Genomic DNA, 21,067 nt, shown 5'->3' with positions numbered 1-21,067 from the left:
GTTCTCAAGAAACGGACGCGTACTTCCTCACTTGAGACCGTTCAGGTCTTTCGCTCGGAGGCGTTCATTTCGTTGTGTCTTTATTCTTTCAGCCGTTCAAGTCCCTGTCAAATTGACCCGACTCGCTCGACTTGCTGGAATTAAGACCTGCCCCGCTTCCGGGACAACCCCTCTAACTTACCAGCCCTCACGAGTGGACGCGCACGTCCGCCGTGATGGAGGAGGAGAAGAAGGGTTGTGCCGTACTGCTTCGGCTCTTCAAGATTAGCAGCGCTCCCGACCCCTCGGGCCGGATCGCCACGTCCGGCGGACACAGATCGATCACGGCCGAACATAGACTCCCCACGTGAGCAGTTACACGCCGCCAGTGGCGAAGAAGGTTCCGACTGAGCGCACCCACCACGGTGACACCGTCATCGACGAGTACGCCTGGCTGAGCAACAAGGAAGATCCCGATACCACCGCCTATCTGGAGGCGGAGAACGAGTTTCTCAAACAGCAGACCGCTCACCTCTCCGATCTTCAGGAGCAGGTGTTCCAGGAGATCAAGGGCCGCACGCAGGAAACCGACCTCTCGGTGGCCAGTCGCAAGGGCTCCTGGTGGTACTTCTCGCGCACCTCGGAAGGCAAGCAGTACGCCGTCTCCTGCCGGGTCCCGGCCGACAGCGACGCGCCTCCGGAGATCACCCCGGGAGTCACGCTCGAACGCGAGGAGGTGATTCTCGACGGCAACGAGCTCGCCGGCGACAGCCCGTTCTTCTCGATCGGCACCAGCTCCGTGTCCCCCGACGGCACGATGCTGGCCTATTCGACCGACTTCAAGGGCGACGAGCGATTCACGCTGAAGTTCAAGAACCTCGAAACAGGCGAGGCGCTCCCCGACGAGATCACCGACATCTTCTACGGCGGCGCCTGGTCGGCCGACGGCTCGACGTTCTTCTACACGCGCGTCGACGACGCCTGGCGCCCGTACCAGGTCTACCGGCACACCCTCGGCACCGAAGAGGACGTGCTGGTCTACGAGGAGTCCGACGAGCGTTACTGGGTCGGCATCGGCCTCACGCGCAGCGAGAAGTACCTCGTGCTCGGCGCGGGCAGCAAGATCACCAGTGAGGTGCGCATTCTGGACGCCACCGATCCCACCGGTGAGTTCACGGTCGTGCGCCCCAGGAAGACCGGCGTCGAATACGGCGTCGAGCACGCGGGCGACTTCTTCTACGTACTCCACAACGAGAACGCCGAGAACTTCGAGCTGGCCACCGCCCCGCTCGACGCCCCCGGCACCTGGACCCCGCTGATCGCCCACCGCGACGACACCAGGCTCCTGGAGATCGACGCCTTCTCCGACCACGCCGTGGTGCACTTCCGCCGCGACGGGCTGACCGGCCTGCGCGTGCTGCCGTACCCGGGCGACGTCCAGGACGGGCGCGATCGGATCGAGGCCGCCGAGCGGAACGCGTACGAGATCGACTTCCCCGAGCCGCTCTACGACGTCGGCCCCGCGGGCAACCCCGAGTTCACGACGACGCGGCTCCGGCTGGCCTACACGAGCATGGTCACCCCGCCCAGCGTCTACGACTACGAGCTCGACACGCACGAGCTGATCCTGCTCAAGCGGCGCCCGGTGCTGGGCGGCTACGACCCGGCCGACTACGAGCAGTTCCGCGAGTGGGCCACGGCCGAGGACGGCACGAGGATCCCGGTGTCCATCGTGAAGCGCAAGGACGCCGCCAAGCCCGCCCCGACCGTGCTGTACGGGTACGGCAGCTACGAGACCTCCATCGACCCCGGCTTCTCGGTCCCGAGGCTCTCGCTGCTCGACCGCGGGTTCGTCTTCGCCGTCGCGCACATCAGGGGCGGCGGTGAGATGGGCCGCCGCTGGTACGAGGACGGCAAGCTCACCAGCAAGCGCAACACGTTCACCGACTTCGTGGCCGTGGCCAGGCATTTGAAGGCGACCGGCTGGAGCGAGCGGATCATCGCCAGGGGCGGCTCGGCCGGCGGCCTGCTGATGGGCGCGGTCGCGAACCTGGCGCCGGAGGAGTTCGCGGGCGTGGTGGCCGAGGTGCCGTTCGTGGACGCGCTGAACACCATCCTCGATCCGTCGCTCCCGCTCACGGTGATCGAATGGGACGAGTGGGGCGACCCGCTGCACAACGCCGACGTCTACGCCTACATGAAGAGCTACACGCCGTACGAGAACGTGGACGGCCGGTCGTACCCGCCGATCCTGGCCATCACCAGCCTCAACGACACCCGCGTCCTCTACCACGAGCCCGCGAAGTGGATCGCCCGGCTGCGGGCGACGGCGAACGGCGGGCCGTTCCTGCTCAAGACGGAGATGGGCGCCGGGCACGGCGGCCGCAGCGGGCGCTACGACGCCTGGCGCGAGGAGGCCTTCGCGCTCTCCTGGATCATCGAGAGGGGCACCTCATGACCTATCAGGCCGACGACGGGCGCTACGAGCGGCAGCCGTACAACCGCAGCGGTCGCAGCGGGCTGAAGCTGCCCGCGGTCTCCCTGGGCCTGTGGCACAACTTCGGCGACACCCGTCCGATCGAGAACTCGCGGGCGATCCTGCGGCGCGCGTTCGACCTCGGGGTGACGCACTTCGACCTGGCCAACAACTACGGCGTCCCGTACGGCTCGGCGGAGCAGAACTTCGGCCGCATCCTGCGCGAGGACTTCACCCCCTACCGGGACGAGCTGATCATCTCGACCAAGGCCGGCTACGACATGTGGCCGGGCCCGTACGGCGAGTGGGGTTCGCGCAAGTACGTCCTGGCCAGCCTCGACCAGTCACTGCGGCGCATGGGGCTGGAGTACGTCGACATCTTCTACAGCCACCGTCCCGACCCGGAGACGCCGCTGGAGGAGACCATGGGGGCGCTCGACCGGGCCGTGCGCTCGGGCAAGGCGCTCTACGCGGGCATCTCCAACTACTCGGCCGAGCAGACCGCCCAGGCCGCGCGGATCATGCGCGAGCTGGGCACGCCGCTGCTCATCCACCAGCCGTCCTACTCGATGATCAACCGGTGGATCGAGGACGGGCTGCTCGACGCGGTGGAGGAGGCGGGCATGGGCTGCATCGTGTTCTCGCCGCTGGCGCAGGGCCTGCTGACCGACCGCTACCTCGACGGCGTGCCGGCGGACTCGCGGGCGGCGACGAGCAGGTTCCTCAGCGCCGACCGGATCGATGTCGACCTGGCCCGCGACCTCAACGAGATCGCCAGGGGCCGCGGGCAGACGCTGGCCCAGACGGCGCTGTCGTGGACGCTCAGGGACCCGCGGGTGACGAGCGTGCTCATCGGGGCCAGCAGCGTGCGGCAGCTTGAGGACAACGTGGCGTGCGTGGACGGTCCGGACTTCACGGAGGACGAGCTGGAGACCATCGACAAGATCACGGCCGGCTACACGACCCGTTGATCACAGCGCTTCGTGCCGCTGGAGATAGGTGAAGGCGGCCCAGCCGGGCAGCACCGGGAGCCAGAACGTGAGCAGCCGGTGCAGCAGCACGGCCGAGGTGGCCAGCTCGGCGGGCACGCCGGCCACGGTAAGGCCGCCCGCGAGCGCGAGTTCGACCGCGCCCAGACCGCCTGGTGTGGGCGCGGCCGAGCCGATGGCGTTGGCCGTGAGGTAGACGACCGCGACGGCGGTGAAGCTGAGCGTGCCCCCGAACGCGGCCACGCAGGCGTCCAGGCAGAGCACGAACGCCAGGGTGATCATGAGCGTGCCCGTGCACGCCTCCACCATCTTGCGCGGCGACTGCAGCACGTCTAGCAGCCTGGGCAGCACGTTCGAGAACAGCTTGCGCATCCTGGTGGTCACCAGCCTGCGCAGCGGCGGCACGCCGAGCACCACCACGACCAGCACCGCGACCGCGAGCAGCACCACGACGAGGCCGCGCGACGGGGTGAACGACGTGGTCGTGGTGGAGCCGGTGATGTAGGCGAACAGCAGCAGCAGCGCGATGTGGAAGACCAGCATGATGAGCTGCGAGGCCCCCACGCTGGCCACCGCGCTGGCCGGCGGGATGCCGCGCTTCTGCAGGTAGCGGGTGTTGATCGCGACCCCGCCCACGGCGGCGGGCGCGACGAGCTTGACGAACGACGAGGCGAACTGCACGAGCACGGTACGCCAGAGCGGCAGCGGCTCGGGCACGAAGCCCCGCAGCATCAGGGCCGCGGCCACGAAGCTGACGAACGAGGCGACCAGCGCCACCCCGGACCAGGCCCAGTTGGCCGTGGTGACCACGCGGTAGATGTCGACCCGGCTGAGCTGGGAGAGCACGATGTACGCGGCGAGCGTGCTGGCGATGATCGTGATCAGGGTGCGCGGTTTGAAGCGTTCGAGGCGTACTTCCTCGACCTTGCCCTGCGGCTTGAGCGCGACGATGTGCTCGCGGATGCCGGCCAGCAGGTTCTTGTTCTTCGAGAGAGCCGAACGGGTCTCCCTGGTCAGCGCGATGCGCTGGAGCAGCGGCATGGCGGCGGCCAGCGTGTCGGGCCCCATGACGGCCGCCGCCGTCCGCACGGAGCGCTCCGGGCCGACGCGCAGCGCCAGGTAGGTGAGCAGCTGGGCGATGTCGAGCCTGAGCAGCAGGTCTCCGGCGGCGATCTCGCCGCTGCGCGCGTCGGTCAGCACGACGCGGCCCGCCCGGTCGAGGTGGATGCTGTCGCCGGTGAGCCGCCGGTGCGCCAGGCGCTGGATCTGCAGCAGCTCCACCTGCTCCCAGATCTGGGCGAGCAGCTCGTCGTCGATCTGCTCGTCGGGCACCTCGTCGAGGGGGCGCGTCTCGATGTGCTCGTACGCGAGCACCGCGGCCTCGGTGCCGATCTCGCTGGTGCCGAGCAGCCTGGGGGTGCTGGCGCCGGCCGCCTGGGCCGCGTACGCCATGAGCGCCTCGCGCTCCAGCTCTGCCCGGAGCGACCTGATGGCCCTGCGCCGGGTCTCGGAGTTGAGCCGGATGCGCCGCCACAGCCGGTACGGCAGCCCGGCCACCTGCCGGTCGCGGTCGAGCACGGTGACGTCGAGGCTGGTGCCGTCCCTGAGCCCGATGGCGTAGCGGCGGCTGCCCTGGTGGTCGTCCTCGATGCGGCGGGCCGAGACCACCGCGAACGACAGCTTGCGCAGCGCGGTCACCACGGCGCTGCCCGCCGGCCTGGTGTTGGGGCTGCCGACGCCGTAGAGAGTGGCGTAGCCGATGACCATGCCGACCAGCACCGTGACGATGGCGCTCGGGATCGTGATCTGCCGGCCGGAGAAGAAGGCGAGGACGTAGAGGGCGATCGTGGCCCACATCAGCATGCGCCAGGTGGGCCGGCGCGAGATGCGGACGGCGGTGGCGTACGCGACGACCGAGGTGAGCAGCGTGTTGACCGGCTCGATCGTCCGGTCACCGGTCAGCAGCACGCGCAGGTCGTCGGCATTGCCGGCGACCAGCCACTGCCCCAGCAGGAACGACCCGGCCATGCCGATGATCGCGGCGATCAGCCCTTCGGCGACGCGCAGCCCGTCGCGGTGGAAGACCCGCTCGACGGCGAACGCCGCGGGCACGATGAGCACCGCCGCGCCACCGAGGAAGGCGGCGATCCTGCTGAGCAGCGGTACGAGCTGCGCGCCCTCCTTGACGTCGGCCTCCAGGCCGATGAGCGTCTGCTTGGCGACCAGCGCGAGCAGGATCACCGCGCCGAGCACGATGAGCGTGGCGAAGAAGCGCAGCAGGTCGGAGGGGCGGCGAAGACGCTGGGGTAGCAGCGGCTCTACAACGTAGACGTCGCTTTCCGCGCGTGACTCAACCACGGCTGGATCCCCCTCGAGGTCCTCCGTGTCATCTCGTTCCCTGATTTCGGCCACCGACAGCGATTCTGCACCTTCCCGGCCGGACCGTGCGATCTCTAGGTTTCCAGTGTCCTCAATCGTCCCCCGCACACATCGCACCGGGCAGGCTACACGCATTTCCGCGCCTCCCGTCATTCCAGGTACGGGACGTAGTCTGTGTCCCATGTCGGGTGAATTGAGGGTTTTGGGAGCCTGTCCGCTGGACTGCCCGGATGGCTGCTCCTGGGTGGTCACCGTCGAGGACGGCAAGGCCGTCAAGCTCCGGGGCAACCCCGACCACCCGTACACCAGGGGCGCCCTGTGCGTGAAGGTCAACCGTTACCTCGAGCACACCCGGGCGGACGACCGCATCCTCCACCCGATGCGCCGCATCGGGCCCAAGGGCTCCGGCCAGTTCGAGCGCATCTCCTGGGACGAGGCGCTCGACGAGATCTCGCGGCGGCTGCGCGGCATCGTGGAGGAGCACGGCGGGCAGGCCATCTGGCCGTATCTGGGCACCGGCACGCTCGGTTACCTGCAGGGCTGCGAGGGCGTGGCCGGGCGGCGGTTCTGGAACATGCTGGGCGCCTCCAAGCACTGGCTCAACATCTGCTCGGCGGCCGGCAGCAGCGGACTGATGCGCACGAACGGCACCCCGGGCGGCATGGACCCCGAGAACTTCGCGCTGGCCAAGCTGATCCTGCTCTGGGGCACGAACACGCTGACCAGCGGCCACCACCTGTGGAAGTTCATCCAGGACGCGCGGGCGAACGGCGCGCACGTCGTCGCCATCGACCCGATCCGCACCAGGACGGCCGACCAGGCGGACGAGTACCTGGCGATCAGGCCGGGCACGGACGCGGCGCTCGCGCTCGGGCTGCTCAACGTCGTGCTGGCGGAGAACGCGCAGGACGAGGAGTTCCTGGCCGAGCACACCGAGGGCTGGGAGGACTTCCGCCAGGAAATCCTGAAATATCCGGTCGAGACTGTGGCCGAAATCACCGGCATCCCGGCCTCCGTCATCCACAGCCTGGGGATGAGACTCGCCCACACCCGCCCGACCGCCATCCGCGCCACGCAGGGCCTCCAGCGGCACCAGGGCGGCGGCACCGCGCTGCGCACGATCGCCTCGATCCCCGGCGTCACCGGCGACTGGCGCCACCCCGGTGGCGGCATCGCGTACTCCACCAGCGGCCACGTGCACTTCGACATCGACATGCGCGACGATCTGCTGGCCAAGCCCGTCCGCACCCTCGTCATGACCAAGCTGGGGTCCCAGCTCGACGACGTGAAGTGCCTGTGGGTGTACGCGGCCAACCCGGCGGGTTCGAGCCCCGACGCCAACGCGATCAGGCGGCAGCTCGCCCGCGAGGACCTGTTCACGGTGGTCATGGAGCAGTTCCCGACCGACACCGTGGACTACGCCGACATCGTGCTGCCCGCGACCATGCAGACCGAGCACCAGGACCTCCACGCCGGATACGGGCACCTCTACCTGCTCTGGAACGAGCCCGCCGGCCCCCCGCCCGGCGAGTGCCTGTCCACGACGGAGACGTTCCGGCGGCTGGCGGCGCACATGGGGATGACCGAGCCGTCGCTGTTCGACTCGGACCTGGAGCTGGCCGAGCAGCTGCTGTCGAGCGGGCACCCGTCGCTGGAGGGCATCACGCTGGACCGGCTGCGCAAGGAGGGCTGGGTGCGGATGAACTATCCCGAGCCCTTCGCGCCGTTCGCCGAGGGCTTCCCGACGCGGTCGGGCAGGATGCGCTTCCCGCCTGCGGGCAAGGCGTACACGCCGTCCCACACGGCCGACGCGCGGGACGGCTCGCCGTACCCGCTGGCGCTCGTCACGCCGGCGTCGCACACGTTCCTCAACACGACCTTCGGCAACAACCCGGAGCTGCGCCGCCGCGCCAAGGATCCGGTGGTGCTGGTCAACCCGGCCGACGCGGCCGCCAGGGGGCTGGTGGCCGGTCAGCGGGTACGCGTGCACAACGACGGCGGCGAGTTCCTGGCGGACGTGGAGATCAGCGACCGCGTGGCGGCCGGGGTGGTGGCCTCGCCGAAGGGGCGCTGGCCGAAGCTGACCCCCGGCGGCGCCAACCCGAACGCGGTCGTGGCCGAGCGGGACGGGGACATGGGCAAGGGGCCGGGCTTCCACGACAACCTGGTCGAGATCAGCCCTTGTGCCGGTCCATGAACGCCACGATCCGGTCGAGCACGTCCTTGCCGTGAGGACTGGCGAACAGGGCCGAGGCGTGCAGGCTCTCCCCCGGGATGACCATCGTCTGGTTGTCGGGGGCCTTGGTGGCGGCGTCGTGCGCCTTGGCGAGGTCGTCGGCGCCGCCGTACCCGTCGTTCGCGGAGCCGATCTGGAGCAGCGGCACGGTCAGCCTGGCCGCCTTCTCCGCGCTGATCTCGCCTGAGACGGCCACCACGCCGGCCGCCTTCGAGCCGAGCCTCAGGGCCGCAGGGACCGCGGTGGTGGCGCCGATCGAGCCGCCGACCAGGAAGATCCGCTTGATGCCCGGCTCCTTGACCAGGCGCCTGCCCATGGCGACGGCGCCGTCCTCGGGGAGCGTGGCGGAGCTCCTGGCGTACAGCAGGACGCGGTAGCCGGCGGCCACGAGCCGGTCCGACAGCGGCCGCCACGTGCACACGTTGCCCCGGCGCTCGTAGGTGATGACGACGCCCACCGGGCCGTCACCGGTGATCACGCCGGGGAGACCGCCGTCGTGCTTGAAGATCTTGCCGTCCGCCTCGGTGAAGCACCCGGAGACGTTCGGCCCCGTGGGAAGCGGGGCCGACGTCGTCGCCTCGGGGACCGGGGCCGGACTCGTCGCCTCGGGAGCCATGCTCGGGCCGGGCACCGCGGCACCGGTGCTGGCCGCGCCCCCGCAGGCCGTCAGCACTCCCACCATGAGCCCCACCACACCTACCAACGCGCGCATGGCCGCCCTTTCCTCTCAACTATGTCAGTTCTGACATAGTTGCAAGAGCACCATATCCTTGGGCGAACCATGACCTCAACGCTGGGATTCGCGATCCTCGCCGTGCTGGCGCGCGGCGAGCGCACGGGGTACGACCTCGCCGCGGCCATGCGGCGACCCGTCGGCTACTTCTGGACGGCCGGGCACAGCCAGATCCACGCCGAGCTGCAGAAGCTGCGGGCCGGGGGGCTGGTCGGATTCGAGGCCGAGCACGGGCCTGGGCCGCAGGGCAGGAAGGTCTACCACCTGACCGCCGAGGGCGGGGCGGCGCTGCGGGAATGGGTCACCGAGCCGCCCCGCGAGCGGCCGGAGCGCGACGAGCTGGTGCTGAAGACGTACGCGTCGTGGCTGGCCGAGCCGGAGCTGGTCAGGCGGATGTTCGCGGACCAGCTCGCCGCGCACGAGGAGCGGCTGGCCGAGTACGAGCGGCAGGAGGCGTCATTCGACGGGCCGCCCGCCTTCGGCGATCCCCGGTTCGGCAACTACGCCACGTTGCGCTGCGGGCTGAGCTACGAGCGGCACCGGGCCGACTGGTGCCGCTGGATGCTGGCTCAGCTCAGCGAGAGCTTGTAGCCCTCGTGGGAGGCCGTGAAGCCGAGGTTGTCGTAGAAGCGGTGCGCGTCCGTACGTGACTTGTCGGAGGTGAGCTGCACGATGGCGCAGCCGCGCTCCCGGGCCCGGTCGATCGCCCACTCGATCATCCGGCCGCCGAGGCCCTGGCCGCGAGCGGCGGCGGCGACCCTCACGGCCTCGATCTGGCACCGCTCGGCGCCCAGCCGCGAGAGTCCGGCCAGGTACGTGAGCTGCATCGTGCCCACCACCTCGCCGTCCAGCTCGGCCACGATCAACTCGTCGTACGGATTGCCGTCGACCCGCTCGAACGCCGCCAGATAGCGCTCGTCGCCGGGGTCACCCTCGCGCGCGGCGCCGAGATGGTCGTCGGCCAGCATCGCCACGATGGCCGGCACATCCTCCTTGCGGGCCGTGCGGAAGAGCACTTTCTCACTTTGCTGCATGTCCGAATGATGTCAGGGATGGCTCAGGGTCCGTCCCCGATGCCCCCAAGGGGGCCGAAAAGGCACCATGAGTGACATGAACGAAATCAGCCGACGGGATGAAGTCTCGCTGTCGGGCGCCGCGCTCCGCGGCGCCCCCTGGAAGGCCGCCGCCATCGGCGGCGGCGCCATCGCCGCGACCAGCTTCGGCCTGGGCGTGCTCACGGGCGGCGCCGACCTGGTGTGGGCGCTGGGCCTGGGCATCAGCCTGTTCGCCCTGATCGCCGCGATCGGCGCGGTCTCCAAGCCGCACGAGGGCGACCGGGTGACCCGCCAGGCCCGCCTCTGGTCGCTGAAGCACCCGTGGAAGTTCGCGCTGCTGCCCGCGGGCATCACGGCCGTGCTGGACTATCCGGTGCAGCTCGTGCTCGACGGCGAAGGAGTGTTCGGCTCCGGCATCCACGCCCTGTGGCACGGCGCGCTGGTCTATCTGATCGCCGGCATCCTGACCCTCACCATGCAGGGCCGCGCCAATTCGGCCCGGTGAGGTCAGCTCTGCGCCTCCCGCTCCGCCTGGCTCCGGCACACGCAGAACTCGTTGCCCTCCGGGTCGAGCATCGTCACCCAGCCGGTGCCGTCGGGCTGCCGCCGGTCGTCGTGGACGGTCGCGCCCAGCCCGATCAGCCGCTCGACCTCCTGGTCGCGGGTCCTGCCCTCGGTGCCGTTGACGTCGAGGTGGATCCGGTTCTTGACGGTCTTGCCCTCGGGCACCCGGATGAACAGCAGGAACGGGTCCTGCTTGGTACGGAGCATGACCTCGTCGTCGCCCGGTTTGTCGCCCTCGCCGAGCGGCAGCCCGGTGGCCTTGCTCCACCAGGTGGCAATCTCGTACGGGTCGGCGGCGTCGATGGTCACGGCATGAATTTCGATCACCCCGCCACCCAACCGGTGACAGGCCGGAACGTCAAGGTCAGGCGAGCACCCGCAGGCCGATGACCCCCGCCAGGATCAGCGCGATCGAGACGATGCGCGCCGGCGAGACCTCGTCCCCCATGGCGATCATGCCCAGCACCGCGGTGCCCGCGGCGCCGACGCCGGTCCAGACGGCGTACGCGGTGCCGACTTCGAGGGTCTTGAGCGCGTACGAGAGCAGCCCGAAGCTCAGCACGGCCGTGACGAGGAACGACAGGGTCCACCACAGATTGCCGAACCCGTTGCTGAGCTTGAGCGAAAGGGCCATGGCGACTTCGAAGACGCCGGCCAGCACGAGGACGATCCACGCCATGATCAGAACTCCCTTGGGACGAGACTGCGGTGCCTGCGTCGTCTTGGCGTTCCGGGTACGGCGCGTCTCGTCCGGGAGCTGTCAGCTCATGGGCAAGAACGCGGACCTCGACGGGATCATTCCCACCAGATCGTGACCCATCGGTCGCGCGGCAACGGCCACATGCCCAGCTCCAGCACCGTGGCAGCCACCTCCTCGGCCCTGGAGGGGTCGAGGCACACCCTGCGGCACGCGCTGGCCGCCAGGTCCTCCAGCGAGGTGAATCGTTCCAGGGGCGCTTCCCGTTCCTCCACCTGCACCGGGTAGCCGAGCGCCGCCGCCAGCGCCACGCAGTCCTCGGCGATGGGCCGGACCGGCCGGTCGACTCCGTGGAAGTGCTGCCACAGCGGCGTCATCCAGCTCATGGGATGGCGGTGCGTGAGCTCCAGCACCACCCGCCCGTGCGTGCGCCCGTCGAGGGCCCGCAGGAAGCCGGCCAGGTCGAGGACGTTGTAGACCACGTGGGCGGCGACGGTGACGTCCACCACGGGCACCCGGCCGGCCACGTCGGGCCAGCGCCCCTCGATCGCCGTGACCGGCACGCCGAGCTTCTCGGCCCTGGCGGTCAGCCCCTCCAGCATCGACGCCGAGGTGTCCACCGCGTAGAGGTGGCCGATGCGCTCGTGCAGCGGCAGGGACGAGGCACCAGGGCCCGAGCCCACGTCGAGGAGCGTGCCCTTGTCGGGCAGCGCCTCCAAGAGCCGGGTCATGGTGGGACCGTCGTCGGGCTCGGCCAGCGCCCTGTCGGTCCGGGTGCCGAACCGCTCGGGCGAGTGACTCCAGGGGTCGGCAGAAGCCTGGGCCATGATCTGGTCGGGGATGGCCCAGGATTCCAGGCGCTCTCGCCATCTCGCGGCGAGTTCTTCGGCGTCCATGGAGACGAGCATGCCACGCATACCTCGGGTTACCCGCGGGTAGCATTGCAGAGTAAGGTTACTCGCCAGTACGAATACCCCTCGGTTCAAGGAGATCGACCCCATGGGCCACTACAAGAGCAACGTGCGAGACCTGGAATTCAACCTTTTCGAGGTGTTCGGGCGACGCGAGATCCTCGGCACAGGGCCTTTTGCGGACGTGGACGAGGAGGTCGCCCGGGGCATCCTCGACGAGGTCAACAGGCTGGCCACCGGCGTCCTGGCCGACTCCTTCGAGGAGGGCGACAGGAACCCGCCCGTGTTCGACGCCGCGACGAGCTCCGTGAAGGTGCCCGAGGGCTTCAAGAAGTCCTACAAGGCGCTGGTGGACGGCGGCTGGGCCAACCTCGACCTGCCCGCCGAGCTGGGCGGCCCCGGCATCCCGAGGAGCCTGGCCTGGGCCACGGCCGAGCTCGTGCTGGGCTCGAACCCGGCGCTGTATATGTACGCCGCGGGCCCCAACTTCGCCTACACGCTGTGGAAGGTCGGCACGCCGGAGCAGAAACGCTTCGCCGAGCTGGCCATCGAGCGCGAGTGGGGCGCCACGATGGTGCTCACCGAGCCGGACGCCGGCTCCGACGTGGGCGCCGGACGGACCAAGGCGGTGCGCCAGGAGGACGGCAGCTGGCACATCGAGGGCGTCAAGCGCTTCATCACCAGCGCCGAGCACGACTTGTCCGAGAACATCTTCCACCTCGTGCTGGCCCGCCCCGAGGGCCACGGCCCGGGCACCAAGGGGCTGTCGATGTTCCTGGTGCCGAAGTTCCACGTGAATCTCGAGACCGGCGAGCTGGGCGAGCGCAACGGCGTCTACGTCACCAACGTCGAGAAGAAGATGGGGCTGAAGGTCTCCACGACCTGCGAGCTGACGTTCGGCGACAAGCACCCGGCCGTCGGCTGGCTGGTGGGCGACGTCCACGAGGGCATCAGGCAGATGTTCATGGTCATCGAGCACGCCCGCATGATGGTCGGCACCAAGGCCATCGCCACCCTCTCCACCGGCTACCTGAACGCGCTGGAGTACGCCAAGTCCCGCGTGCAGGGCGCGGACCTGACCCGGATGGCCGACAAGGCCGCCCCGCGCGTGACCGTCACCCACCACCCGGACGTGCGGCGCGAGCTCATGCTGCAGAAGTCGTACGCCGAGGGCATGCGGGCCCTGGTGCTCTACACGGCCACGTTCCAGGACGCCCTCCTGGTCGACCCCGGCGACCGGCACGCCAGCGAGATGAACGACCTGCTGCTGCCCATCGTCAAGGGCGTCGGCTCCGAGCGGTCGTACGAGCTGCTCTCCCGCTCGCTGCAGACCCTCGGCGGCTCGGGCTACCTGCAGGACTACCCGATCGAGCAGTACATCCGGGACGCCAAGATCGACTCACTGTACGAGGGCACGACCGCGATCCAGGGCCTGGACCTGTTCTTCCGGAAGATCCTGCGCAACCAGGGCGCGGCGGTCGGGTCGCTGCTGGCCGAGATCGGCGAGTTCGCCGGCTCGGAGGCGGGCAACGGCCGGCTCAAGGAGGAGCGCAAGCTCCTCGCGGAGGCCGCCGGCGAGGTCAAGGCCATGGGCGACACCATGGCGGGCTGGGCGCTGAGCTCGCTGGAGGCACCCGCCGAGGTGTACAAGGTGGGGCTGAACACCAGCCGGCTCCTGCTGGCGCTGGGCGACCTGGTGATCGGCTGGCTGCTGCTGCGGCAGGCCGAGGTGGCCCTGGCCAGGCTGGCCGACGGCGAGGACCCGTTCTACCTCGGCAAGGTGGCCGCGGCCTCGTTCTTCGCCAAGACCGTCCTGCCGCGGCTGGCGGTCGAGCGCCGGGTGCTGGAGTCCACGGGGCAGGAGCTCATGGAGCTTCCCGAGGAGGCCTTCTAACCCGCGGAGGCGGGGGTCGGAGAGCGCTTCGAGGGAGTACGGTCGCGGCATGAGCTCGACTTCTCACGACCATCCCCTTCCCCCGCCCCGGGTCGAAGAGGTGTCCGAGGGTGTCTTCGCCTACATCCAGCCCGACGGGAGCTGGTGGATCAACAACACCGGCTTCCTGGCCGGCCGGCGTGGCGTGATCTGCGTCGACGCCTGCTCGACCGAGCGCCGTACGCGGACGTTCCGGGAGGCCATCGGCAAGGTCACCGACCGGCCGATCACCACGCTGATCAACACCCACCACCACGGCGACCACACGTTCGGCAACTGGCTCTTCCCCGAGGCCACGATCGTCGGGCACGAGGGCGTGCGGGAGCAGATCCTGGCCGAGGGCGTCCCCACCTACCGCGCCGCGTGGTCGCCCGAGGTGGAGTGGGGCGAGATGGAGGTGGCGCCGCCGTTCCTCACCTTCACCGACCGGATCACCCTGCACTCCGACGACCTGCGGTGCGAGGTGCGGCACGTGGGCCATGCCGCGCACACGACGAACGACTCGTACGTGTGGATTCCCGAGCGGCGGCTGCTGTTCGCGGGCGACCTCGTCTTCAACGGCGGGACGCCGTTCGTCCTGATGGGCTCGGTGGCCGGGGCGCTGGACGCGCTCGACCAGCTCAGGGCCTTGGGGGCGGAGACGATCGTGCCGGGGCACGGCGGGGTGTGCGGGCCGGAGGCGTACGACCGGGTCGAGGGTTACCTGCGGTTCGTCCAGGAGACGGCGGCGCGCGGCCGGGCGGCGGGGCTGTCGCCGCTGGAGGTGGCCTGGGAGGCCGACCTGGGCGAGTGGGGCGGGCTGCTGGACTCCGAGCGCATCGTGGGCAACCTGCACCGCGCCTACGCCGAGCTCGACGGCCAGCCGCTGGGTGCGCCGATCGACCTGGTCACCGCCGTGTTCGACATGATCACGTACAACGGCGGCAAGCCATTGTCGTGCCTCGCCTGAGATGTCACGGGTGTGATCTTCTTTACCCGGGTATGACCGTGGCTGTACTCGCCGTTTGCCTGGAGGTCGTCATGGGTGTCGGGGTTAGCATCTTCTTCCTCACGCTTGGCGCCATCCTGAGATTCGCGATCGAGCCCGACGTGTTCGGCAAGGCCGTCCACATGGACGTCGTCGGGCTCATCTTCATGATCGTCGGTGGTGTGGGCGTGGTGCTGAGCATCGTGCTGGCCCCCAGGAGGGGCCACACTTCCGAGGACAGGCTGATGCGCCGCGAGAACAACCCGCCGGAGATCTAGAGGCTGAGCTGCACCGCGGCCCGGGAGGCCAGGATCGGCCTGATGTGCTCCGCGATCACCGCCTGATGCTGCGGGTGGTCGCGGTAGACCAGGTAGTCCTCCACGTCGTCGAAGTCGGCCACCACCGCGTAGTCGTGGTTGCCCTGGTTGATGCCCGCGTCCGCGCCCACGGTGAACGAGCGGAGCTGCGGGATGATGCCGGGCAGCTTGCCCAGCTCGGCGGTCACCGTCTCCTTCTGCTCGTCGGTCGCGGCCTCGGTCCAGGTGAACAGCACGATGTGGCGAATCATGCGATCAGGTGTATCAGATCGCGACGGCGCGACTCTGTACGGGATGGGTGCGGGTGTTCCGGCCTACTGCGACCGCCGGGGGAGGGGTCCTCCCGGCGGTCGCCGTAGTCTCCCCGGCTAGCTCCAGGCCAGCATGTGCAGCGGGTCCTCCAGCATGTCGCCGACGTCGCGCAGGAACATCGAGCCCAGCTCGCCGTCCACGATGCGGTGGTCGAACGAGAGGGCCAGGGTGGTCACCTTGCGCACCGCCAGCTCGCCGTCCACCACCCACGGCATGTCCCTGATCTGGCCGACGGCGAGGATGGCGGCCTCGCCGGGGTTCAGGATGGGGGTGCCGGCGTCGACGCCGAAGACGCCGACGTTGGTGATGGTGAAGGTGCCGCCGGCCATCTCGGCCGGCTGGGTGCGGCCCGCCCTGGCGGTCTCCGTGAGCTCGGCCAGCCGCCCGGCCAGCTCGGGGAGCGACAGGGCGTGGGCGTCCTTGACGTTGGGCACCACCAGGCCGCGGGGGGTGGCGGCGGCTATCCCCAGGTTCACGTAGCGCTTGACCACGATCTCCTGCGCCGCCTCGTCCCACGACGAGTTGATCATCGGGTGGCGTTTGACGGCGGTGAGGACCGCCCTGGCCACCAGCAGCAGCGGGGACACCTTGACGTCCGCGAAGTCCCGGAAGGTGCGCAGCCGCTGCACCGTCTCCATGGTGTTCGTCACATCGAGCTGGAGGAACTCGGTGACGTGCGGAGCGGTGAAGGCGCTGGCGACCATCGCCTGGGCGGTCATCTTGCGCACGCCCTTGACGGGGATGCGCTCCTCCGGCCGCTCGGATGCCGCCACCTCGGCGACCGGGGCCGCCTTGGCCTCCGCCGCGGCGTGGACGTCCTCGCGGGTGATCGAGCCCTCGGGGCCGGTGCCGGCGAGGGTGGCCAGGTCGACGCCGAGGTCCTTGGCCAGCTTCCGTACGGGTGGCTTGGCGAGGACGCCGGCCCGGCCGGCGGGCGGCGCGACAGGGGCAGGAGCAGGGGCGGTGCCGCCGTCCACCTCCACGCGGGAGGGGTTGGCCACCGGGTTCGCCGGGATGCCGGGAACCTGGGGCTTGCGGGGACGGCGCTTGGTGGCGCCGGTCTTGACGCCGTAGCCGACCAGGACCGCCTGGCGCTCCTCCTTGGGAGCGGGGCTGCCGTGGGCCCCGGGCTCGACGGCGCCCTCCGCCGGAGGCGTGGGCACCAGGTCCTCGGCCAGCGCCTTGGTCTCCTCCGAGACCTCGGAGGTGTCGACGGCGATGATGGGGGCGCCGACGTCGACCGTCTGGCCCGCCTCGGCCAGCAGCTCCGCGACCACCCCGTCCCAGGGGATCGGGAGCTCGACGATCGACTTGGCCGTCTCGATCTCCACGACGATCTGGTTGACCTTGACCGCGTCACCCGCCTCGACGTGCCAGCGGACGACCTCGGCCTCCGTCAGCCCTTCGCCGACGTCAGGGAGCTTGAACTCGCGTCGCATGAGAATCCCAACCCCCCTCAGTACCCGAAGGCCCGGTCGACGGCGTCGAGCACCCGGTCCAGGTCGGGCAGGTAGTGTTCCTCCAGCTTCGACGGCGGGTAGGGGGTGGAGAAGCCGCCGACCCTGAGCACCGGCGACTCCAGGTGGTAGAAGCACTGCTCAGTGATCCTGGCCGCCAGCTCGGCCCCGAAACCGCTGTTGACGGGGGCCTCGTGGACGACCACCACCCGTCCGGTACGGCGCGCGGAGTCCATCACGGCCGCCTCGTCCAGCGGGTTGAGCGAGCGCAGGTCGATCACCTCCAGCGAACGGCCGTCCTCCTCGGCGGCCGTGGCGGCCTCCAGGCACGTCTTGACCATGGGGCCGTAGGCCAGCAGCGTGACGTCGGACCCGGGCCGCACGACCCTGGCCGCGTGCAGCGGCGGCCACCAGTCGGTGGAGCCGGTGTCGATGTCGGCCTTCTCCCAGTAGCGCCGCTTGGGCTCGAAGAAGATCACCGGGTCGTCGCTGCGGATGGCCTGCTGGATCATGGTGTACGCGTCGGCCGGGTTGGAGCAGGAGACGACGCGCAGCCCCGCCGTGTGGGTGAAGTACGCCTCGGGCGACTCGCTGTGGTGCTCGACCGCGCCGATGCCGCCGCCGCACGGGATGCGCACGACGACCGGGAGCTTGATCGCGCCCAGCGAGCGCATCGGCATCTTGGCGAGCTGCGTGATGATCTGGTCGGCGGCCGGGAAGACGAACCCGTCGAACTGGATCTCGCACACCGGCCGGTAGCCGCGCAGCGCCAGCCCGATGGCGGTGCCGATGATGCCCGACTCGGCCAGCGGCGTGTCGATGACGCGGTCCTCGCCGAAGTCCTTCTGCAGGCCGTCGGTGACCCGGAAGACGCCGCCCAGCTTGCCGACGTCCTCGCCCATGATGAGGACCTTGGGGTCGTCCTCCATGGCCTTGCGCATGCCCTCGTTGAGCGCCTTGGACAGGCTCATGACCGTCATTTGGCGAACCCCTCCAGGTAGGCCGCGTACTGGGCGCGCTCCTGGTCCATCAGGGCGTGGGGCTCGCGGTAGACGTGGTCGAAGATGTCGAGCGGCTGGGGGTCGGGCATGGCCAGGCAGCGCCTGCGCAGGTCGGCCCCGAGCTGGTCGGCCTCGGCGTCAACGGAGTCGAAGAACGACGGGTCGGCGTGCTCGTTCTTGAAGAGGTACGACCTGACCCGCTCGATCGGGTCCTTGAGCTTCCACGCCTCCAGCTCGCTGGCCACGCGGTAGCGCGTCGGGTCGTCGGTGGTGGTGTGGGCGCCCATCCGGTACGTGAACGCCTCGATGAGCGTCGGCCCCTGACCGGTGCGAGCGGCCTCCAGCGCCTTCCTGGTCACGGCCAGGCAGGCGAACACGTCGTTGCCGTCCACCCTGATCCCCGGGAAGCCGAAGCCGGAGGCGCGCCGGTAGAGGGGGATGCGGGTCTGCTTCTCGAGGGGCTCGGAGATGGCCCACTGGTTGTTCTGGCAGAAGAACACGATCGGCGCGTTGAACACGCTGGCCCAGATGAACGACTCGTTCACGTCGCCCTGCGAGGTGGCGCCGTCGCCGAAGTAGACGATCGTGGCGGCGCTGGCGTCGTCGCGCTGGATGCCCATCGCGTAGCCGACCGCATGGAGGGTCTGGCTGCCGATCACGATCGTGTACAGGTGGAAGTTGTGCTCCTTGGGGTCCCAGCCGCCGTGGTTCACGCCTCTGAACAGGCCGAGCAGCTTCACCGGGTCGACGTCGCGGCACCACGCCACGCCGTGCTCGCGGTAGGTGGGGAAGGCCATGTCGGAGTCGGTCAATGCGCGGCCCGAGCCGATCTGGGCCGCCTCCTGGCCCAGCAGCGAGGCCCAGATGCCCAGCTCGCCCTGGCGTTGCAGCGCCACGGCCTCCAGGTCGATGCGCCGTACGAGGACCAGGTCGCGGTAGAGCGACCGGACCTCCTCATCGGTCAGGTCGATGTCGTAGTCGGGGTGCTCTACCCGCTCCCCCTCGGGGGTGAGCAACTGGACGAGCTCCGGAGGTGCGTCAGAGGCACCACGAGAGGCGTCGACTGTCACGAGGCCTCCTTTGTCGGCCTCGTGACACATGTGCTGTGTCTATCGATGACCTCGACAAGCTCGGTCATGAGCCACTCCTGTTGCGTTCGTCAGGGCAGGTCCTCGATGGGGTTGCCACCTTGGGCCGGCCTTCCAGGCGATGAACCATCTGGTGGTGGTTCGTACGCGTTTGGGGACATCGTGGCAGACGTCACAGCCCTGCGCGCAAGCCCCATGTCCTCCCCGTTCCCGTTGTGTCGGCAGCCACACGCGCCGGTAGGCTGTGCTTCCCAGTCACCCACCGCATCCAGGAGGAACGCAGTGGCCCGCGTCATCGTGGACGTCATGTTGAAGCCCGAGATCCTCGATCCGCAGGGCCAGGCGATCGCCAGGGCGCTGCCCAGGCTCGGCTTCTCCGGCGTCTCGGCCGTGCGCCAGGGCAAGCGCTTCGAGGTCGAGCTCGACGGGCCGGCCGACGAGGCGGCGCTCGAGGAGGTCCGCAAGATGGCCGAGACCCTGCTGGCCAACACGGTGATCGAGGACTACAGCGTCCGGGTTGAGGATTAGGGGAGATTTGCCGCCCGCATTCCCCCCTGGCCGGTTAAAGCGGGGTTCGGGGGAGGCACAATGCCACGGGCGTGCCAACACTAAATAACAACAACGTGATTTTGCGGTTAGCCCCGTTTTCACAGGGAAACCTACTCCAGGTGACGTTCTGGCGCCCGGAGGAGTCCGGTGGATATTGAGTTCTCGTTGGCACTGCCTCGGGATGCGATCGGCATACCGATGGTCAGGCGAGTGCTGGGCGATGCCATGCGTTCACTCAACGTGAGTGAGACGTGCATCGCCGACATGCTCCTCGCCGTCTCCGAGGCGTGCTCCAACGCGGTCCGGCACGGGGGTCCCGCCAACCGCTACGAAGTGAGCGCGGCGATCGGCTATGGCCGCTGCGACGTGCGCGTCGCGGACAGCGGCGACGGGCTGCCGACGATGCCGCCGCACTTCCCTCCACCCGACACGGAGAACGGCCGTGGTCTGCTGATCATGCGCTCCGTGGTGGACGAGATCTCCTTCGGCATCACGCCCGGCCGCGGCACCACGGTCCACCTGCGCAAGCACCTCGCCTGGGACGACGCGGCGGATGCCCGTCCCCGTGAGCTGGCAGCCGTCTGACCTGCGCCTCCGCCCGACGCACGAGCCGATGTGGACCACCCGGCAGCACCCGATAATCTGAAGACACCGCCGCAGACCGCCGTCCACCCGAAGAGACGGTGGCGCGTGCGCGCGCATTCCTCGGAGGGGACGACTGTCATGAGCGCTGCCCGTGTGGGCGTAGTCACGTTTCCAGGAACTCTCGACGACCAGGACGCCGCCAGGGCCGTACGCCTCGTGGGCGCGGAGGCGGTGCCGCTGTGGCACGCCGACCACGACCTGAAGGGGGTCGACGCCGTCTTCCTGCCCGGCGGCTTCTCCTACGGCGACTACCTGCGCTGCGGCGCCATCTCCCGGTTCGCGCCGCTGATGGACGAGCTCATCCCGGCCGCCAGGGCGGGGCTGCCCGTGATCGGCACCTGCAACGGGTTCCAGATCCTCTGCGAGGCCCACCTGCTGCCCGGCGCGCTGACCCGCAATGCCTCGCTCCACTACGTCTGCCGTGACCAGCGGGTCCGGATCGAGCAGACGGCCACCCCCTGGACCAGCTCCTTCGAGCCCGGCCAGGAGATCGTGCTGCCGGTCAAGCACGGCGAAGGCCGCTACGTGGCCTCCGAGGACACCCTGGCCGCGCTGGAGTCGGGCGGCCACGTGGTCGTGCGCTACGTCGGCGGCAACCCCAACGGCTCGCTCAACGACATCGCGGGCATCCGTAACGAGGCGGGCAACGTGGTCGGCCTCATGCCGCACCCCGAGCACGCGGTCGAGGACCTGGTCGGCGCGCCCAGCACCGACGGCCTCGGATTCTTCACCTCCGTCCTCAAGAAGCTGGTGAACGCATGAGCGAGCGAAGCGAGCGA

General features: G+C 69.5%; 21 protein-coding genes and 1 riboswitch. Of the genes, 11 read left to right on the top strand and 10 right to left on the bottom strand.

The window, feature by feature from the left end:
• Nucleotides 1-346: 346 nt before the first annotated feature.
• Together ACFKCF_RS43165 and mgrA are read left to right on the top strand one after the other, a co-directional pair.
• Complete coding sequence (locus tag ACFKCF_RS43165) at nucleotides 347-2,437, top strand: S9 family peptidase (protein ID WP_394501168.1); 2,091 nt, start codon at nucleotides 347-349, stop codon at nucleotides 2,435-2,437.
• Complete coding sequence (gene mgrA / locus ACFKCF_RS43160; protein ID WP_394501167.1) at nucleotides 2,434-3,426, top strand: L-glyceraldehyde 3-phosphate reductase; 993 nt, start codon at nucleotides 2,434-2,436, stop codon at nucleotides 3,424-3,426. The genes ACFKCF_RS43165 and mgrA overlap by 4 nt, the downstream gene beginning before the upstream one ends.
• Here mgrA and ACFKCF_RS43155 read toward each other — a convergent pair whose 3' ends face one another.
• The gene (locus ACFKCF_RS43155) at nucleotides 3,427-5,802 is read right to left on the bottom strand and encodes a YbhN family protein (protein WP_394501166.1); all 2,376 of its coding nucleotides are present in this window, start codon (nucleotides 5,800-5,802) and stop codon (nucleotides 3,427-3,429) included.
• A gap of 202 nt (nucleotides 5,803-6,004) precedes the next feature.
• On the opposite strand from ACFKCF_RS43155, the gene ACFKCF_RS43150 reads away from it, so the two are divergent.
• Nucleotides 6,005-8,020, top strand: a complete 2,016-nt coding sequence (locus tag ACFKCF_RS43150) for a molybdopterin-dependent oxidoreductase (RefSeq protein WP_394501165.1) — start codon at nucleotides 6,005-6,007, stop codon at nucleotides 8,018-8,020.
• Here the strand turns inward: ACFKCF_RS43150 and ACFKCF_RS43145 are convergent.
• Nucleotides 7,998-8,771, bottom strand: coding sequence for an alpha/beta hydrolase (locus ACFKCF_RS43145; protein ID WP_394501164.1), 774 nt, complete (start codon nucleotides 8,769-8,771; stop codon nucleotides 7,998-8,000). The two genes, ACFKCF_RS43150 and ACFKCF_RS43145, sit on opposite strands and share 23 nt — an antisense overlap.
• A 69-nt stretch (nucleotides 8,772-8,840) precedes the next feature.
• On the opposite strand from ACFKCF_RS43145, the gene ACFKCF_RS43140 reads away from it, so the two are divergent.
• On the top strand, nucleotides 8,841-9,383 hold the full coding sequence (locus ACFKCF_RS43140; protein ID WP_394501163.1) for a PadR family transcriptional regulator: 543 nt from the start codon (nucleotides 8,841-8,843) through the stop codon (nucleotides 9,381-9,383).
• Here ACFKCF_RS43140 and ACFKCF_RS43135 read toward each other — a convergent pair.
• Nucleotides 9,362-9,826, bottom strand: a complete 465-nt coding sequence (locus tag ACFKCF_RS43135) for a GNAT family N-acetyltransferase (RefSeq protein ID WP_394501162.1) — start codon at nucleotides 9,824-9,826, stop codon at nucleotides 9,362-9,364. The two genes, ACFKCF_RS43140 and ACFKCF_RS43135, sit on opposite strands and share 22 nt — an antisense overlap.
• Before the next feature lie 76 nt (nucleotides 9,827-9,902).
• Between ACFKCF_RS43135 and ACFKCF_RS43130 the strand changes: the two genes are divergently transcribed.
• A complete protein-coding gene (locus tag ACFKCF_RS43130; RefSeq protein WP_394501161.1) occupies nucleotides 9,903-10,352 on the top strand; it encodes a hypothetical protein in 450 nt (149 codons plus the stop codon).
• Nucleotides 10,353-10,354: 2 nt separating this feature from the next.
• On the opposite strand, the gene ACFKCF_RS43125 is transcribed toward ACFKCF_RS43130, so the two are convergent.
• The 3 genes from ACFKCF_RS43125 to ACFKCF_RS43115 all read right to left on the bottom strand — a co-directional run bounded on the left by ACFKCF_RS43125 (nucleotide 10,355) and on the right by ACFKCF_RS43115 (nucleotide 12,004).
• Nucleotides 10,355-10,738 (bottom strand): VOC family protein, encoded by a 384-nt coding sequence (locus ACFKCF_RS43125; protein ID WP_394501160.1) that lies wholly within the window; start codon nucleotides 10,736-10,738, stop codon nucleotides 10,355-10,357.
• Between the two features lie 37 nt (nucleotides 10,739-10,775).
• Nucleotides 10,776-11,090, bottom strand: coding sequence for a multidrug efflux SMR transporter (locus ACFKCF_RS43120; RefSeq protein ID WP_185069007.1), 315 nt, complete (start codon nucleotides 11,088-11,090; stop codon nucleotides 10,776-10,778).
• Between the two features lie 32 nt (nucleotides 11,091-11,122).
• A riboswitch (guanidine-III (ykkC-III) riboswitch) is annotated at nucleotides 11,123-11,181 on the bottom strand.
• Between the two features lie 25 nt (nucleotides 11,182-11,206).
• Nucleotides 11,207-12,004 (bottom strand): class I SAM-dependent methyltransferase, encoded by a 798-nt coding sequence (locus ACFKCF_RS43115; protein WP_394501159.1) that lies wholly within the window; start codon nucleotides 12,002-12,004, stop codon nucleotides 11,207-11,209.
• Between the two features lie 103 nt (nucleotides 12,005-12,107).
• Here ACFKCF_RS43115 and ACFKCF_RS43110 point away from each other — a divergent pair, with 103 nt between their 5' ends.
• From ACFKCF_RS43110 to ACFKCF_RS43100, 3 genes are all read left to right on the top strand, one after another.
• Nucleotides 12,108-13,913 carry an acyl-CoA dehydrogenase gene (locus tag ACFKCF_RS43110; RefSeq protein ID WP_394501158.1) on the top strand — a complete coding sequence of 602 codons (1,806 nt, stop codon included), beginning with the start codon at nucleotides 12,108-12,110 and terminating at the stop codon, nucleotides 13,911-13,913.
• Between the two features lie 49 nt (nucleotides 13,914-13,962).
• A complete protein-coding gene (locus ACFKCF_RS43105; protein WP_394501157.1) occupies nucleotides 13,963-14,901 on the top strand; it encodes an MBL fold metallo-hydrolase in 939 nt (312 codons plus the stop codon).
• A gap of 71 nt (nucleotides 14,902-14,972) precedes the next feature.
• The gene (locus tag ACFKCF_RS43100; protein ID WP_394501156.1) at nucleotides 14,973-15,197 is read left to right on the top strand and encodes a hypothetical protein; all 225 of its coding nucleotides are present in this window, start codon (nucleotides 14,973-14,975) and stop codon (nucleotides 15,195-15,197) included.
• Here the strand turns inward: ACFKCF_RS43100 and ACFKCF_RS43095 are convergent.
• The 4 genes from ACFKCF_RS43095 to pdhA all read right to left on the bottom strand — a co-directional run bounded on the left by ACFKCF_RS43095 (nucleotide 15,194) and on the right by pdhA (nucleotide 19,076).
• Entirely contained in the window at nucleotides 15,194-15,487 is a 294-nt protein-coding gene (locus ACFKCF_RS43095) for a Dabb family protein (protein WP_394501155.1), read from the bottom strand. The genes ACFKCF_RS43100 and ACFKCF_RS43095 overlap by 4 nt on opposite strands.
• 117 nt (nucleotides 15,488-15,604) lie before the next feature.
• A complete protein-coding gene (locus ACFKCF_RS43090) occupies nucleotides 15,605-16,987 on the bottom strand; it encodes a dihydrolipoamide acetyltransferase family protein (protein WP_394501154.1) in 1,383 nt (460 codons plus the stop codon).
• 17 nt (nucleotides 16,988-17,004) lie between these two features.
• A complete protein-coding gene (locus ACFKCF_RS43085; RefSeq protein WP_394501153.1) occupies nucleotides 17,005-17,985 on the bottom strand; it encodes an alpha-ketoacid dehydrogenase subunit beta in 981 nt (326 codons plus the stop codon).
• Entirely contained in the window at nucleotides 17,982-19,076 is a 1,095-nt protein-coding gene (gene pdhA / locus ACFKCF_RS43080; RefSeq protein WP_394501152.1) for a pyruvate dehydrogenase (acetyl-transferring) E1 component subunit alpha, read from the bottom strand. Before pdhA ends, ACFKCF_RS43085 begins: the two co-directional genes overlap by 4 nt.
• Before the next feature lie 300 nt (nucleotides 19,077-19,376).
• On the opposite strand from pdhA, the gene purS reads away from it, so the two are divergent.
• The 3 genes from purS (at nucleotide 19,377) to purQ (ending at nucleotide 21,050) form a co-directional block, all read left to right on the top strand.
• Complete coding sequence (purS, locus tag ACFKCF_RS43075; RefSeq protein ID WP_185069016.1) at nucleotides 19,377-19,622, top strand: phosphoribosylformylglycinamidine synthase subunit PurS; 246 nt, start codon at nucleotides 19,377-19,379, stop codon at nucleotides 19,620-19,622.
• Between the two features lie 219 nt (nucleotides 19,623-19,841).
• Nucleotides 19,842-20,228 carry an ATP-binding protein gene (locus tag ACFKCF_RS43070; protein WP_394501151.1) on the top strand — a complete coding sequence of 129 codons (387 nt, stop codon included), beginning with the start codon at nucleotides 19,842-19,844 and terminating at the stop codon, nucleotides 20,226-20,228.
• A gap of 138 nt (nucleotides 20,229-20,366) precedes the next feature.
• Nucleotides 20,367-21,050, top strand: coding sequence for a phosphoribosylformylglycinamidine synthase subunit PurQ (purQ, locus tag ACFKCF_RS43065; protein ID WP_192788396.1), 684 nt, complete (start codon nucleotides 20,367-20,369; stop codon nucleotides 21,048-21,050).
• Nucleotides 21,051-21,067: the final 17 nt, after the last annotated feature.

Source organism: Nonomuraea sp. JJY05 (assembly GCF_043496855.1).
Classification (GTDB): Bacteria; Actinomycetota; Actinomycetes; order Streptosporangiales; family Streptosporangiaceae; genus Nonomuraea.
This window is presented reverse-complemented; position numbering and strand designations above follow the sequence as displayed.